The organism is Flavobacterium lotistagni (assembly GCF_011392125.1).
In the GTDB taxonomy this organism is placed as follows: domain Bacteria; phylum Bacteroidota; class Bacteroidia; order Flavobacteriales; family Flavobacteriaceae; genus Flavobacterium; species Flavobacterium lotistagni.
On sequence record NZ_JAAJBU010000033.1, the window covers coordinates 1 to 579 of the forward strand.

The window sequence follows — 579 nt, forward strand, 5'->3', positions numbered from 1 at the left end:
TAACGGTTTGCGGCCTTGCGTCAGTGGCGGATTTGCGAACCGAGTTTTCTCCACTAAGGTAAAAAGTTCTTCGTGAAAACCAAGATTCCGGCCAAGAAATTCGAGACATTGCGCAAGACCGCGGTTAACTGGAGCCCGAACTTTCTACGTTTCTATTCTTTGAGCAAATGCAATTACATGTCCATCTATATCTGAAAAATAGCAAACTTTATCGCCCCAATCTCTATTTTCTATTGAGCTAATTAATTTCGCTCCACTTTTAATTGCGTTTTCAAATTCAAGTTCAATGTTTTCTACATATAAGTAAAGTTCGCATCTTGGAATTCCATTACCAAGTTCCGGATTAGGTAATTTATCGAGTAAAATTTTGGCGATACTTTTATTGGGCATTAAGCCAAGTTTACAATTTTCAGCAATTACAAATTCGGTCATTCCTGGAACATTCAAATCTGGATTTTTTCGAAATATACTTTGGTAAAATTCAGCGCTTTTTTGCTGATCGTTTACATAAAATATAGTTTCAACAAGTTTGATATGCTTCATTGTATTCTCGGTTTTTACGGGTTGCAGTTAACGGTT

Annotated in this window: 1 protein-coding gene; it reads right to left on the minus strand. The window is 36.4% G+C overall.

What is annotated here, in order from left to right; translation table 11 throughout:
* Positions 1–144: 144 nt before the first annotated feature.
* Positions 145–543: a VOC family protein gene (locus G4D82_RS14305; RefSeq protein WP_166337974.1), complete on the minus strand. Its 399-nt coding sequence runs from the start codon at positions 541–543 to the stop codon at positions 145–147.
* Between the last annotated feature and the right edge of the window lie 36 nt (positions 544–579).

Bases quoted from the DNA above. Each gene is read 5' to 3' on its own strand.
- G4D82_RS14305 (WP_166337974.1), bottom strand. From the start codon at position 543: ATGAAGCATATCAAACTTGTTGAAACTATATTTTATGTAAACGATCAG.